The sequence below is a fragment of the Sphingomonas sp. BAUL-RG-20F-R05-02 genome (assembly GCF_022662305.1).
Classification (GTDB): domain Bacteria; phylum Pseudomonadota; class Alphaproteobacteria; order Sphingomonadales; family Sphingomonadaceae; genus Sphingomonas.
Window position 1 is genome coordinate 77,140 of sequence record NZ_JAKNQH010000010.1, and the last position, 14,711, is coordinate 91,850.

Sequence of the window (14,711 nt, forward strand, 5' to 3'; positions counted from 1 at the left end):
GTGCTGGTACAGCGGAAGGTCAGCGGACGGATACAGCGGAGGAGTCTCCCTCTACCCGGAAATGGCGGATTTCCGCGGTCTACGAAGTTGGCGGTTAATCCCCGACCTGTCCCCCTCATCACATCACGCGTTATCGCCGGATGACAGCCTCGGAGGGCATCGCGCAGAACGAAAGCCCGCGTCGAGTGGAGCGGACGTTCGTCGCCCATGGCCTCCACCTTGCGGCTTCGGCGGCTGGTCGACGACGATTACGGCAACGGTCTGGCGCCGGACGGAATCAGCGCGGCCGACCTGGCCCGCCGCATCGCGGCACGGGGCCGATACGCCCGAGCGCCGCCCCCCGCGGGCGCGGCATCGGGATACGCACGCGTCACCACCGCAACAGGCGCGGGCCGAGCAGAGCGCCCGCCCCGGCCGCGAGGACCATGCCGAGCGTATACCACGTCAGCACGAAGATCGCCGGGACTTTCGGGCAGTGCAGGCAGTACAGCGTCGCGGCCAGGCACCAGCAGCGAATCCCGCGGCGGCACCCCCAGCCCTGAGCCTGGTCGGCGCGAGACGGCGGAACGACCACAGCAAGCCGATGAAAATCGGCGCTGCGAGGATGAGCAGCAGCCACGGGCATATCTTTCAGCTCCGCCCGAGCCACATCGCCATCCACGTGCCGGCCGGAACCTGCGCCATCTCGATGGCACCCATCACCGCAAGGAGCGCGAACGGGATCGCCACGGGCCAGAGGCGCCCGAGACGCACGGCTTCAGGTCGGGCGAGCCGAGCGGTCATAGCGACCGCTTCGATCCCGAGCGAACCCGAACGGGGGATCCAAATGCAGCCGGGCTGCCCCGCTGGAGCTCCGCACCGGCGGGCGGCGATGGGGGAATCTGGCAGGTGATCGACGTGAAGACGAGGAGCGAGCCGTTCGGCTTCGGGGCGAGCTATCCGCAAGCTGTGACGCTTCTGGACGGCGCCGCTGGCTAACTGATTCGTACGAACTCGTATCGCTGAGGCAGCGCCTGCCGCACCCGCTGGCGACACATTCCAGCCTCAGGCTCACGCGTGAGTCGCGACCTATGACCTAATAGGTCTCGCTCTCAGATTGGAGCGAAACATAGGATTGGGCGTACGCGAGGTATCACAACAATAACGAGTTCCTCGCTGAGGTTCAGCGCGTCGCTTTCACCGTCCGGCCTGAATCAGAATCGCATCCGACGGCAGCAGGTGGTCGAGGAACGGCAGGATCGCCGCACCGATCGCGGGCGCGTCACCGGCCATGGCCGCAGGCTGGATTACCGCTCGCTTCGGTAGGTTGGTCTTGGCGAGTGCGGCGTTCAAAGCATCGCACAGGTGGTTGATCAGCGGCATGGGCAATCTGCCACCGATGAGAACGGCGGCTGGATTGATAAGGCAGTTTACCGCAATCAGCGGCGCTATCAACGATCGGGTCGCATCCTCAATCCACCTCATCACCGTCCCATTGATCATTGGATCGTCGGTGAGGAGTTGGTCGATGCGTTCTATTGGTCGCCCAACGGATTCCAACCGTGCCCGGAGCGCGGACAACGACACGGTGTCCTGAACAAGAGCGTTCGCGCTCTCCGAGGTTAAGTCCGGCATCAGTCCAATCTCGCCACTGCGCGCATCCGCACCGCGAAAGTAGCTTCCGTCGACAACCGGGCCACCGCCAAGGCCGGCGCTAATCAGCAGATAGAAAAAACTTGATAAGGCTGAGCTGCTCCGGCTTTGGGATTCGCCTACCGCCGCGGCTGCGGCGTCGTTGTCAACGTGCACCGGCCAGTGCAACGCACTCCCCAACGTAGAAGCGACATCGAGATCGCTCCAACACTCGTATCCGGGCGGCATCCGAGGCAGCGATATACGGCCTAGATCATCGGGAAGGGCAACGCCGACCCCTAGGATGTGGTCTCGATTAATGCTGCCTTCCGCAATCAGTAGATCAAGGTTCCGTTCAACATAGGCAATGACATCCTCGGGCATCGCGAATGCTATTTCGCAGGATAACCGGCTTCGGACCTCACCCGCCAAGTCAAGCGCGACCAGCGTGATGTGATCGCGATCGATGTTCAGTCCGATCGCGAAGGCACCGTCGGGATTGATCGTCAGCCGCAGCGCAGGCTGGCCGCGTGCCCCCTGGAGGCGGCCAGGAACGCGCACGAGCCCTTGATCGATCAGACGTCCGGTGATGTTCGCGATCGTTGGAGAGGTTAGGCCGGTCTGCTGGGCTAACGCGACGCGGGTTGTCTCCCCATCAAGGCGGATCGCCTGCAGGACCGTCCGCTGGTTGTAATCGCCGGCACGCGCGAGATTTGTTCCAGAAAGCGAGGCAGCCAGCCGTGTCCCTCGCCCATCAACCACAGGCACGGACACGAGCATTCGGTTGGCAGAGGCATGTCGAGCGGTTTTCACCAGTTCTCGATAGCTGCCAAAACTGGCTTAGTCACGCGAACCACGCCAGCTGTTGAGGGATGAGTGTATGAAAAAAACAAGTTATTTAAGTTGACCTGCGTGGCGCTTGTTTTAAAAAGAGCTCTCGACGGCAAGGGTCGCGAGAGGGAGAGGATCGAGAGCGCGCAGCGCCTCGCTACTGCCCTCTGACATCAAGGCTTTCCCTGGCGGGAAGAGCCACGGAGGAGATAACGGGGCATGATTCATTCGGTTACTGCGCGGCGCGGCGTTCTGCTCGCAGCGGCATCCACAATCGCCATCATCGGCGGCGGACAAGCACAGGCGCAGACACCGGGTTCGACTCCGCTCGCGACCAGCGGAGCGCCTAGCGAATCCGCAACTGGCAGCCCTCAGGCTACGTTGTCCGATCAGGGCCCAAGCAACGGCAACGACGCCGCAGCGCCGGACATCGTTGTTACGGGCATCCGCGCCTCGCAGGAGCGCGCGGTCAACATCAAGCGCAACGCCGCATCGGTCGTCGACTCGATTTCGGCGGAAGACATCGGCAAGTTGCCCGACGTCACGATTTCGGACTCGTTGCAACGTATTCCCGGCGTCCAGATTCTGCGCAGCGCTGGCGAAGGTTCGACGATCAACATCCGCGGTCTTCCGCAGGTCACGACGCTCCTCAACGGTGAAGCCTATCTCGGTGCGCAGTCGATCACGACGATCCAGCCGAACTTCAATGATATTCCGTCGCAGCTCTTCTCAGGAGCGGACGTGATCAAGTCGTCCACTGCGGATCTTCTCAACGCCGGCATCACCGGCACGGTCAATCTGCGGACGCGCCGCCCGTTCGATCTGAAGCAGGGCTTCACCGTCGCCGCCGCAGGCGAAGGCGCCTATGGCGACAAGACCAAGCACAAGTTCGATCCGAACTTCAACGGCTTGATCTCGTGGCACAACGATCGCGTCGGTTTCCTGGTTGGAGCGGCCTATTCCAATGTCCGTTTGTCGAATTCGCATAATGGCATCCAGGAGGGTTATGGAGCGGCGCTCCATAATGAGGGCACTGCCGATGTGACCTCGACGAACGGATTCTCGCCCCCAAACCGGCCACACGGCAAGCCTGTTGCGGGCGGCATCGACGTAAATGGCGATGGCGACGCGAACGATGCGTTCATCGTGCCGCAGGGCTTCACCGGTTGGAACAAGATCAACCAGCGCGAGCGTCTCGGCATCAACGGCTCCGCCCAGTGGAAGATCAACGACGCGCTCGAATTGACCGCGGACGGGTTCTTCACGAGCCAGGACGAGCATGACCGCACCGCTGGCTTCCAGATGCAGGACGTCAACTGGCAGGCGGCGGAGTTCGTGCCGGGCAACTCGCGCGATACCGGCACGATCGTCAACGGCTACCACGTCAACACCACGTCGGTGTACAATTACGATCTCGGCAGCTTCGATTCCTATGCGCAGACCGATCGCTACAAGTCGCAGTCGCAGAACTACAATCTCGAACTGAAGTATGATAATGGTGGACCGTTCAAAGGCAGCATTCGCGGCATCTACGGTAAAGCCTATCAGAACTACGACCAGAGCTACGTCCAGTTCAGCCTGACCGATGGCCAACAGTGGCAACCTGGTGGCATCGGGCATTACCCTGCGTCACTTGGCGGCAACCGCGCGTTCAATCCGGCAGGGTACACCGTCAACACGGTCGCTGGCGTCAATTCGCTGCCTGCCACGGTAAACTTCACCGGTGACAAGCCGAGCATCACGCTGCCCGGCCAGTTGCTGAACGAACTCGGCAACGTAAACGACTACGGGCTAAAGACAGTATCCTCGGAGGGCAATTATCGCCGCAAGGGTGATCTGAAGCTGTTCCGTGCCGATGGTTCGTATGAAGCGTCGCCGGTCATCAACTTCACCTTCGGCGCGCGGTACAGCGAGCGCTCGGTCGACGATTTCGAGTTTGATCGCGCCGCACCGCTTTATGCCGGCAACGGCGCCTCGAACTCGGCCGGCTGCCTCGTCAAGTGGAAAGCCTTCGACGTTCCGATGAATAACGCGAGTTGCAGCGCCGGTGACGCCGCCGGTTTCTACACCGCCGGGCTGACCCGCAAGGCGAACGACCCGTCCTTCGGCGGTCAGGTAAAGCTGTTCAACCCGGGCGTGGCCGGCGTGCCGGCGATGTACGTGCTCGACCCGCACGCGATGGACAACGCACTTGCCTTCCAGAACCAATACTATCCGGGCAACGTCGACATCATGAATCCGGGCGCCTCGTTCAACGTGGGCGTGAAGCAGATTTCCGGTTACGCGCAGATGAACTTCAAAAGCGAGATCCTCGGCATCCCGTATACTGGCAACGCCGGCTTGAAGGTCATCAACACCAAGCTCGACATCACCCAGTTCGTCACGGGCAATCCGCAGCCTTACGGTCTGGCCGGTCTCGTTACGGGCACGCTAGAGACCAAGCGGGACTTCACCGACTATCTCCCCGCGTTCAACCTTGCGTTCGACTTCACGCACAACCTGAAGCTGCGCTTCGCCTTCTCCAAGACGATGACGCTGCTCGATCTCAGCCAGTGGGGCGGCGGTCTCAATCCCAATTATGCGATCGACACGTCCAATCCCGGTACACCCGTCTTCCGCGTCACCGGCGGCAGCCAGAATGGTAACCCGAACCTCGATCCGTGGCGCGCCACCAATGTCGAGGCATCGCTCGAATATTACCTCGGGCGATCAAGCCTGCTGAGCGTCGGTGTGTTCCACATCGATGTCGACAGCTTCATCCAAAACGGCAACGTCACGCGGACCGATTTGCCTGACAATGACGGCGTGGTCCGGAATCGCACCGTCTCGATCAGCACGCCGGTGCAGGGTGCCGGTGGCGCGCTGAAGGGCGTCGAAGCGGGCGCGAAGATCTCGTTCACCGACGTGCCGTTTATGCCGACGTTCCTGTCGAACTTCGGTATCGACACCAACTTCACCTTCTCGCCATCAGATTCCGGCAAGAAGGATCTCGCCGGCGGGACCATTCCTTTCCAGGACAATTCCAAGATCCAGACCAACGCAGCGCTCTACTATCAGGATGCCCGCTTCCAAGCGCGCGTCGCTTGGAACTACCGGTCGAAGCGCGCGGTGCAATCGGACTTCGGTGGGATCGTCGGGCTGGAGGAATATCAGGCGCCAACCAACTACGTCGACGCTTCGATCAGCTATGACGTCAATCCTCATTTCACCATCTACGGCCAAGGCTCCAACCTGACCGGGGAGTACGAAAAGTATTACCTGACGTGGCCGGACGAGAAGGCGTTCAACAACATCTTCGAGCGCCGCTTCACCGCAGGTGCGCGCATCAAATTCTGAACCGTCACGAGCCCTCCCCCCTACCCGTCTGCTGCCTTGGAGCAGCGGACGGGGTTCTTTTCCTATGACGGTTTGGATTGTAGGACAGTGGAATGACCGAGGCTCCGATACGCTCCATTCTGATCGTCGGCGGCGGAACCGCCGGCTGGATGGCGGCGACGCTGCTCGCGCGGCGCCTTGAGAAGCAGCCCGTTTCGATCACCGTCGTGGAATCGCCAGACATCCGCACTGTCGGCGTCGGCGAGGCCACCGTACCAGCGATCCGCGATTATTTCCGGGCAATTGGTGCTAGCGATTTCGATGTCATGCGCGCCACGCAGGGCACGCTTAAACTTGGCATAGAATTTTGCGGCTGGGCTGGCCCAGGCACATCGTTCTTTCATCCGTTCGGCCTGTACGGCACCTCGTCGCGCGGCGTCGCCTTTCACCACTACTGGCTGAAGCGCCGGCTGGCGGGGGACGCCACGCCGCTGGCCGCGTACAGCCTGTGCACAGAACTCGCGATGGCTAACCACGTCCTTCCGCCGCCCAATAAACCCGCCAATGAATTGGGGGTTTTCGATTGGGCGGTGCATTTTGACGCCGGTCTGTATGCACGCTTCCTCGCCGTCAAGGCTACTCGCGAGCACGGTGTCACTCATGTCGAGGGTACGATCGACGGGGTCGCACTCGATAGCGAAAGTGGTAATATCGCGAGCGTCTCGCTTGCCGATGGGCGGACGCTCGAAGCGGACCTGTTCATTGACTGCTCCGGGTTTCGCAGCCTGCTGCTCGGCGGTGCGCTCGGCATTGGCTATGAGGACTGGATCGATCTGCTGCCGTGCGACCGCGCAGTTGCTATCCCTTGCGAACGGACCTCCGCGCTCACGCCGTTCACGCGCAGCACCGCGCTGCCCGCCGGGTGGCAATGGCGGATACCGCTCCAGCACCGCGTTGGTAACGGCTACGTATATTCCAGCCGCCATGTCTCCGACGACGAGGCGGTCGCGACCTTGCAGAGTCGCTTGGAAGGCGCGCCACTGGCCGAGCCTAACCTTCTGCGATTTCGGACCGGGCACCGCGAGCGTTTCTGGCACCGCAACTGCATCGCACTCGGGCTGGCTGCCGGCTTTCTCGAGCCGCTCGAATCCACCAGCATCACACTGATCCAGAGCGGGATCGAGCGATTGGTGTCGCTGTTCCCCGACCGCCGGTTCGATCCTGCTCTGGCCGACGAGTTCAACCGCATCACGACGCTCGAATATGCGCGCATACGCGATTTTCTTGTGCTGCATTATTACGGCAACGCACGGACGGGCGAACCGATGTGGGATGCCTGCCGCGACCTCGTCCTGCCAGAGGCGCTCGCCTACAAACTGCGCCAGTTTCGTAGCCGCGGGACGATGGTGCGTTACGAATGGGAATCCTTTCAGGATCCGAGCTGGCTTTCGATGTTTGTCGGCCTGGGAATCCTGCCCGAACGCTACGATCCGCTAGCTGACCACTTCAGCGGCGACCAACTCGACGCCGCAATGAGCCGGATGCGCGATGCAATCGGCAAGGCCATCGCGCTCTCGACGCCGCATGCCACCTTTCTGGCGAATAATTGCAGCATGAAGGCAGCATAGGCGATGTCGTCCGCACGGTTCGACAATGAAATTTCCGGCGCGGTTATCGCGAGCCACAACGTCGTCCAGGAGACCGGACCGGTCGATGCTGCGCAGTTCGCGGCTGATATCATGCCGCGCTTTCAGCCTATCATCCTGCGCGGCCAAGCTGCCGCGTGGCCCGCAGTCGTTGCGGGTCGGCGGTCCGATGAGGCGCTCGTCTCCTACCTTCAGGCGATGGATCGCGGCAAACCCGCGGAAGTTCTGATTGGCCCGCCCGAGATCAAAGGCCGGTTTTTCTACGACGACGCGATCTCAGGGTGCAATTTTCAGAAACGGTTCGGGCCGCTAAGCGCCTTGCTCGACAAGCTTCTGGCGATGCGCTCAGCAGAAGCGCCGAACGCGTTGTATGCGGGCGCTGCCGGCGTCGACGATCATCTCGCGGGCTGGGCGGCCGACAACCCCCTCCCCTTCGAGATGCCTGGAGCCAAGCCGCGCGTGTGGATCGGCAACCGGACACATGTCGCGACGCACTTCGATGAGGCGAGCAACGTCGCCGTCGTCGTCACCGGTAAGCGACGCTTCACACTGTTCCCACCCGAGCAGTTGGAGAACCTGTACGTGGGCCCGCTGCACTTCACCATCGCCGGGCCGCCCGTCAGCATGGTCGATCTCGATAAGCCAGATCTGGAGCGCTATCCAAAGTTTGCCGAGGCGAACCGACACGCGATCACCGCCCATCTGGAACCGGGCGACGCCCTTTTCATTCCGCCAATCTGGTGGCACAGCGTCAACGCGACGTCGGCTTTTAACGTGATGGTCAATTACTGGTGGGGTGAGCCGCACGCGGTGTCGCCGCTTGGCGCATTGATGCACGCCATCCTTGCAATGCGTGATCTGCCACCGGCGCATCGCGCGGCATGGCAGAGCTGGTTCGAGCATTTCGTGTTCAAGGACGACGCCTCCGGTGCGGCCGATCACCTGCCGGCGTCAGTGCGTGGCGTCGTCGGACCGCAGTCGCATGTTCGTAACGCACAGTTCGCACGGCAAGTGGCCAAGGGACTAAGCCCGGACTGATCTGCCGCATATACGTTGAACATCAATTGATCAGGGCGCCTCGGAGACCCGCCGGTCTCATCGGAAACGACCCGATTTGGCCAACTCGCCGCGAGCAGAAAAGGAGGGCGGCGTGACACTGTTGGCGGTCGGACTTGCAGTAGTCGTGCTGGTGCTGCTCATAGCCGCATTAAGAACGCCGCCTTTGATCGCGTTTGTCATCTCGGCGGTGACGGCTGCAATTCTGCTGGGGATGCCCTTGGCCACCGTTCCTACGACGATCGAAAAAGGCATTGGCGAGATGCTGGGCTCGATCGTCGCCATTGTGGTTCTGGGGGCGGCGTTCGGCAAGCTGATAGCTGACAGCGGCGCGGCGCAGCAGATCGCGGAGACCTTGATGTCGCTGCTGGGATCGTCTCGTATACCCGTTGCGATGGCAGCCACCGGCTTCCTCGTCGGCATCCCGCTGTTCTACAATGTCGGCTTCGTACTGATGGTACCTCTGATCTTCTCGGTCGTGTATCGGTCAGGTCTACCGGCAGTGCAGGTCGGCATGCCAATGCTGGCTGGGCTGTCGATCGCTCATGGTTTCCTGCCGCCCCATCCCTCGCCGACCGCGCTTGTTTTGCAATTCCGTGCCGACACAGGGCTGACGCTGGTTTACGGCTTAATCGTCGGCCTGCCGACGCTGGCCATCGCCGGCCCGATGTTCGCGTCGACGCTGAAGAAGATCGAAACTCCGCCATCGGCTCTGTTCGCTGCTGAGCCGCGCGACCGGTCGCTGCCGGGAGCGATACGCAGCTTCACTTGCGCGCTGTTGCCAGTGCTGTTGATCTCAGGCTCGACCTTGTTAGCCACGCTTCATCTTCTGCCCCAAATGCACACAGCGACGGTATTCGCGGGCAATCCAATGGTGGCTTTGCTCGCAACTATACTGATCAGCATGGCGCTGCTCAGCCGGGCGAGCGGCATGGGCAGACGGGCGATGATGGACGGCTTCGCCGTTGCGATCCGCGACATCGCCCCGATCATCCTCATAATCGGAGGAGCGGGCGCGTTGAAGCAGGTGCTCATCGAAAGCGGGGCGGACCACTCGATAGCGGCCGGACTTGCTAGCCTGCCGCTGTCGCTCCTCGTGCTCGGCTGGTTGCTTGCCTGCGTGATCCGAATCGCCCTGGGCTCAGCGACGGTTGCCGGACTGACAGCTGCCGGCATGATGAAGCCGGTGATTGCTGCGACCGGCGCAAACGCCAATCTGATGGTCCTCGCCGTTGGGGCAGGAAGTCTGATGTGCAGCCATGTGAATGACTCCGGCTTCTGGATGTTCAAGGAATATTTCCAGCTTAGCATCCGCGACACCTTCCGATCCTGGTCGCTCATGGAGACTTTGGTCGGATCGTTCGGCCTTTATTTGTTCTCTTGCTTAGTGCGTTCGTCTGAGAGGAAATTGGGTGAAGTCACCTTCAATGCTGCACCAAGTGTCGCAGCGCACGGTTCTGGCAGGTCTCGGGGCGGCTTCGCTGCCGAACCGAGCGGCCGCCCGGCGCGGCGGCGGCGTCAACCTGTTCGCCAGTGGCTATGATCATGAAGGTTGCCGAGGACTGCTGCCACTCAGCTACGATGCAGACGGCGAGCAATGGCGAACCCATGATGCGGTAAGCAGCGCGCCGAATGCCTCGTTCGGCGCCTATAGCCCGCGTTTCGGGCTGCACTATCTGGTGGAGGAAGCCGAAAACGGCATGATCGCCATCTTCCGCACGGTGGCAGGACGATGGGACAGGATTGCCCGCCTGCCTTCGGGCGGCGCCGATCCCTGCCACCTCGCGCTCGATCGCGCACAATCGGTGCTCGTCGTGGCCAATTACAGCAGCGGCAGCGTCGCGTTCTTCCAGCTGAACCTGGACAGTGGACTGCCGCTCGGCCCTGCAGACGTACGGCTCCAACACGGCAGCGGACCAGACCGAGCACGTCAGGAGCGTGCACACGCCCATTGGGTCGGCTTCACCGCCGACGGTCGCTGGCTGTGGGCGGTGGATCTCGGCGCGGATGCGATCTTCGCCTATCCCTTCGATCCACGAACGAGACGATTTGGCGCGGCGACGATCGCCTACCGGGCGGCTCCCGGATCCGGCCCGCGGCACCTCGCCGTTCACCCTCACCTACCGATAGTTTATCTGGTCAACGAACTGGCGAGTACGGTGACCGTACTGGCAACCGGCAGCAACGCGCAGCTGCGACCGATCGCGACTGTGTCCAGTCTGCCTTTGGGATATGCCGGCGACAACGGCGCAGCGGAGATCGCGTTGAACGCGGCTGGGACGTGCCTGTATGTATCCAACCGAGGGCACGACAGCGTCGCCTTGTTCGCGATCGCTCCCAACGGCCTACCAAGCCTCATCGAGCATGTTGGCTGCGGAGGCCGATGGCCGCGTTTTATTCGGTTGCTGGCATGTCAATCTCGCCTCCTGGTAGCCAATGAACGCAGTGGTAGCATCGCGAGCTTCCGCATCGCGGGAGACGGCCGGCTTGCCCCCCACGGCCCCGGGGTCTCCGCCCCGGGCATCGCCTACATCGGAGAGGTCGCATGAAGGGCCGCTGGCTTCTCGTTGGCGGCTTGGCACTTGCCGGCGTCTCGCCCGCGCAGCAGGTCGAGTGGCCGTCGCCGCGACTTCCGCGGGCTAAACTCGACACGATCGGCCCCTACAACGCCCGGTTCATCGCGGGAGGAGACGGCATCTCCCGACCGGCGCAAGGCTACGTTGATGGAGAGTTGCTGCCACCTGCCCCGAGGTGGACGCTGAGCGCCTGGATTAAGGCCGAACGGCGATCATCGGGGCGAGTGGTCGTCGGCGGCTTGGGCACCGCGGGGCAGGCGGGATCTCGCACCCTGATACTCGCCGACGGGCGGGCAGCGCTGCTGTTGGGTGACAAGTTGCTGGTCGGCGGTCACCCGCTGCCGCCGAGACGCTGGCATCACGTCGCCGCCGTTGACCAGGATGGAGAGCTCCGCCTGTTCCTAGATGGAGAGCAGGTCGCAAGCGGCACCGCGCCGGCGAGCGCTCCCGCGGCACTGGTGGTGATCGGTCCGCGATCACCAGGGCACACCCCCTTCGCCGGTGCCGTGGCCGCCCTCACCTACGTGTCCCGAGTGGATCTCCGGGAGGTCGCGGCTGCCGCGCGCCGGCTGCCGGACGATGAGTTGGTCGCCTTCGAAGATGCCAGCCCGAGTTGGCCGCTCCAAGTCAGAACGCAATATGGTGAGGCGATCCCGCAACGCGCCTGGACCCTGCCGCGAGGGCAAGCGCCCTTCTCACGCCCAACCGCAACTCGCACTGCCGACGTACTGGCGTTGGCACCGACGGCGCAAGGCCGGTTTGCGGTAAACGGCTGGCGGATGGCAGAGGCGCCGCTCGTGCCAGCTGACGGCGCGGTACTCTCCCGGCCGGGTTTCGATGCGGGGCGCTGGTACGCTGCGACGGTACCCGGCACAGCGCTGACGACGCTCGTCGATCGGGGCGTCTACCCCGATCCTCGATTCGGTCTCAACAACATGGCGATACCCGAGCGGCTGGCGCGGCAGGACTATTGGTATCGGACGGAGTTTGCCGTTCCTGCCGAACAAGCGGGTAAGCGGTTGGAGCTGATCTTCAACGGCATCAACTATGCCGCCAACGTTTGGGTAAATGGCAGGGCGATGGGGGACATTAAGGGTGCATTCGTCCGCGGCCGGTTCGATGTGACCGGACTGCTGCGGGCGGGAGAGCGGAACGCCATCGCCGTCCGGGTCTCCCCGCCGCCGCATCCGGGCATTCCTCACGAACAGTCCCTGACGGCAGGGCGTGGGGAAAACGGCGGGGCGATGCAGATCGATGGTCCGACCTTCTCCTCGACGGAGGGCTGGGATTGGCTTCCTGGCGTCCGGGACCGCAACACGGGATTGTGGCAGGGTGTCGAGCTCGCCGCGACGGATGCGATCGCACTGGGCGATCCCAAGGTGGTGACGATGCTGCCGAAGCCAGACAACTCGTTGGCAGAGATCCACATCGACATTCCCCTCACCAATGCGGCGCGGACCCCGCTGGCCGTTGTGGTTCGCGCAGCCTTTGACGACGTCGTCATCGAACAGAGCGTCACGGTGCCTGCAGGCGCCTCCATCACGGTAAACTTACGGCCGAAAGAGCATCCGGCGCTCCGTGTCGCGCATCCGAAACTGTGGTGGCCAAACGGCTATGGAGATCCGGCGCTGCACACGTTGCGACTAAGTGCAGCCGTCGGCGGAGCCGTCTCGGACACCCGGGAGGTGCGTTTCGGCATCCGACAGGTGACATACGAGTTGTCATCCCTGGACGACAGTGGGGACCTGCGCCGAATTCAAGTCGACCTCGGCCTGGCCCGCCAGCTCGGCACGCCAATAATCGACGAACGCCATCAGGCCCTGCGCAAGGTTCCGGGGGGCTGGGCCGACTCGCTCTTTCCCGGTGCGGAACGCTCCCCAGCGGTGTCGCCGGCACGCTCCGATCCGCGGCTGTCGCCGCACCTGGTTCTGCATGTCAACGGTGTCCCGATCGCGGCCCGCGGCGGGAACTGGGGCATGGACGACATGATGAAGCGCGTCGACCGTCCGCGGCTGGAACCCTACTTCCGGCTGCATCGCGAGGCTGGAATGAACATTATCCGCAACTGGATGGGCCAGAGTACGGAGGAGGCGTTCTACGCGCTTGCGGACCAATACGGTCTCATGGTCATCAACGACTTCTGGGAGTCGACCCAAGACAACGATGCCGAGGCGGAGGACGTGCCGCTGTTCGTAGCGAATGCACGCGACACTGTCCGGAGATTTCGCAACCACCCATCCATCGTGCTGTGGATCGGGCGTAACGAGGGCGTACCACAACCGATTCTGCAAACCGCGCTTCAAGACATGGTGTGGCAGGAGGACGGTACCCGACTGTACAAAGGTAATTCGCGGATCATCAACTTCGCCGGCTCCGGTCCGTACAACTGGCGAGAACCAGCAGGTTACTTCACCGGTTTCGCGCGAGGCTTCGCCGTCGAGGTCGGCACTTACAGCTTTCCGACGCGCGAAGCGTGGGCGCGCGCCGTACCAGCGGCCGACCGCTGGCCAATCAACGACACTTGGGCGTACCACGACTGGCACCAGGAACGTGCCGTCGCGGTCACGAGCTTCAACGAGGCGCTCACGAGCCAGTTCGGCGCGCCAAGCAGCCTGGATGATTTCGAACGCAAGGCGCAGATGTTGAACTACGAGTCGCACCGTGCGATCTTTGAAGGCTTCAACGCTGGACTCTGGACCACCAACAGCGCCCGCATGCTATGGATGAGCCATCCAGCTTGGCCGTCGACGGACTTCCAGATCTATTCATGGGACTACGACACCCACGCCTCCTTCTATGGCGCGAAGAAGGGCATGGAGCCGCTGCACGTGCAGATGAACCTTCCCGACAGGCACATCGTCGTGGCCAACACGACGCTGCGCTCCTTTGCAGGCCTTACCGTACGCGCGCACGTCGTGACGCTCAATAACCGAGAGGTGTTGAAGCTCCAGCGGACGATCGACGTGCCGGCGAACGGCGTGGTCGAGGTGATGCCTCTCGACGTGACGATGGCGCTCACGAAGGGTCCCGTCCTGATACGGCTGGAGGCCACGGCGAAGGACGGATCCCGCCTGTCGGACAACTTCTATTGGCAGGCCGAACATCCTGCGGCGCTTAAAGCACTTACGGCGATGCCTACCGCTCATCTGACGGCGAGCGCAAACGCTGCGGGATCGGACAGCGGTGAGCGCGTTATCGAGATCAATCTGGTCAACGACTGCCCCACACCGGCTATAGAAGCGAAACTCACGCTCTTCGATGCCAAGGGTCAGCAGATCCTGCCGGCTTATTTCAGCGACAACTACATCTCGCTTCTGCCTGGCGAAGCGCGTCGTATCACCGTCAGATACCCAATGCAGAGCGGCACCGGCAGCGTGCGGCTCAGAGGGTTCAACCTAGCGGACGAGGCGGTCCGCTGACCTCCCCATGCTTCAGCACGTCGACGATCGGCAGATGCGGAGGAATGCTGAGTTCCGCGTCCAGCGCCTCACTATCTCTAAGCGGGGATCGGCGTTGTCCGCACGCATGAGCCAACTTCGTCAGTCCACGCGCTAGCCGAACGTTTCGTCGTTTGCCACTGCCGTTCGAACAAGGTCTCGCACCTTTGCGTCAGATGGCGAACTGGTCCTGAGAAGCGGCTCCTGCCAATGACATCGAACTCATCTCGCGGTGTCCA

The 14,711-nt window shown here is 62.5% G+C and carries 7 protein-coding genes and 1 pseudogene; 6 read left to right on the forward strand and 2 right to left on the reverse strand.

What is annotated here, in order from left to right:
- Positions 1 to 370: 370 nt before the first annotated feature.
- Together L8F97_RS17660 and L8F97_RS17665 are read right to left on the reverse strand one after the other, a co-directional pair.
- Positions 371 to 783 (reverse strand): annotated as a pseudogene (locus L8F97_RS17660) (DUF1109 domain-containing protein).
- A 393-nt stretch (positions 784 to 1,176) separates the two neighbouring features.
- On the reverse strand, positions 1,177 to 2,424 hold the full coding sequence (locus L8F97_RS17665) for an ROK family transcriptional regulator (protein WP_242153243.1): 1,248 nt from the start codon (positions 2,422 to 2,424) through the stop codon (positions 1,177 to 1,179).
- Between the two features lie 237 nt (positions 2,425 to 2,661).
- Between L8F97_RS17665 and L8F97_RS17670 the strand changes: the two genes are divergently transcribed.
- From L8F97_RS17670 to L8F97_RS17695, 6 genes are all read left to right on the forward strand, one after another.
- Positions 2,662 to 5,778 (forward strand): TonB-dependent receptor, encoded by a 3,117-nt coding sequence (locus tag L8F97_RS17670; protein WP_242153245.1) that lies wholly within the window; start codon positions 2,662 to 2,664, stop codon positions 5,776 to 5,778.
- A gap of 92 nt (positions 5,779 to 5,870) precedes the next feature.
- On the forward strand, positions 5,871 to 7,385 hold the full coding sequence (locus tag L8F97_RS17675) for a tryptophan halogenase family protein (RefSeq protein ID WP_242153248.1): 1,515 nt from the start codon (positions 5,871 to 5,873) through the stop codon (positions 7,383 to 7,385).
- A 3-nt stretch (positions 7,386 to 7,388) separates the two neighbouring features.
- Complete coding sequence (locus tag L8F97_RS17680) at positions 7,389 to 8,441, forward strand: cupin-like domain-containing protein (RefSeq protein WP_277925049.1); 1,053 nt, start codon at positions 7,389 to 7,391, stop codon at positions 8,439 to 8,441.
- Positions 8,442 to 8,553: 112 nt separating this feature from the next.
- The gene (locus L8F97_RS17685) at positions 8,554 to 10,002 is read left to right on the forward strand and encodes a GntP family permease (RefSeq protein WP_242153251.1); all 1,449 of its coding nucleotides are present in this window, start codon (positions 8,554 to 8,556) and stop codon (positions 10,000 to 10,002) included.
- A complete protein-coding gene (locus tag L8F97_RS17690) occupies positions 9,887 to 11,008 on the forward strand; it encodes a lactonase family protein (RefSeq protein WP_242153254.1) in 1,122 nt (373 codons plus the stop codon). The genes L8F97_RS17685 and L8F97_RS17690 overlap by 116 nt, the downstream gene beginning before the upstream one ends.
- Positions 11,005 to 14,454: a glycosyl hydrolase 2 galactose-binding domain-containing protein gene (locus tag L8F97_RS17695; RefSeq protein WP_242153257.1), complete on the forward strand. Its 3,450-nt coding sequence runs from the start codon at positions 11,005 to 11,007 to the stop codon at positions 14,452 to 14,454. Before L8F97_RS17690 ends, L8F97_RS17695 begins: the two co-directional genes overlap by 4 nt.
- Positions 14,455 to 14,711 lie beyond the last annotated feature (257 nt).

Excerpts from the sequence above, each read along its gene's own strand:
- L8F97_RS17690 (WP_242153254.1), top strand. The coding sequence starts at position 9,887 with ATGCTGCACCAAGTGTCGCAGCGCACGGTTCTGGCAGGTCTCGGGGCG.
- L8F97_RS17695 (WP_242153257.1), top strand. The coding sequence starts at position 11,005 with ATGAAGGGCCGCTGGCTTCTCGTTGGCGGCTTGGCACTTGCCGGCGTC.
- L8F97_RS17675 (WP_242153248.1), top strand. The coding sequence starts at position 5,871 with ATGACCGAGGCTCCGATACGCTCCATTCTGATCGTCGGCGGCGGAACC.
- L8F97_RS17670 (WP_242153245.1), top strand. The coding sequence starts at position 2,662 with ATGATTCATTCGGTTACTGCGCGGCGCGGCGTTCTGCTCGCAGCGGCA.
- L8F97_RS17680 (WP_277925049.1), top strand. The coding sequence starts at position 7,389 with ATGTCGTCCGCACGGTTCGACAATGAAATTTCCGGCGCGGTTATCGCG.